General features: G+C 59.2%; 1 protein-coding gene. It reads right to left on the reverse strand.

Annotation, left to right across the window (positions count from 1 at the left end; all coding sequences use genetic code 11):
* A partial coding sequence (locus tag GHO41_RS29630; RefSeq protein ID WP_178126636.1) for an RHS repeat domain-containing protein occupies nucleotides 1–311 on the reverse strand: 311 nt, incomplete at both ends.

Raw genomic sequence — 311 nt, forward strand, 5'->3', positions numbered from 1 at the left:
TAGCGGTTGTAGTGCAGCCCGGTTTCGGTGTCGAAGTACTGCCCTTGAAAGCGCAGCGGGTTGCGGATGTTTTCGCGTATTGCGCTGTCGGTACGCTTTTCCTTGGCTAGCCCCCACGCTTGATACGTCGCACTACAGGCAATCTCGCCGCGTTGGTCGGTGAGTTCCATGGGCGTGCCGAGGTGGTCGCATTGGTACCAGGCCATGGCGTTGAACGGTTTCGCCAAGGATTGATGTTGCCACAGCGGGTCGCGGTCGATGTGGTAGCCGTTTTCATGGCTTGGCTCGCGCACTAGCGACAGGTTGCGGTT

Origin of the sequence: Pseudomonas sp. FSL R10-0399, from assembly GCF_009600165.1 — a bacterium.
Classification (GTDB): Bacteria; Pseudomonadota; Gammaproteobacteria; order Pseudomonadales; family Pseudomonadaceae; genus Aquipseudomonas; species Aquipseudomonas helleri.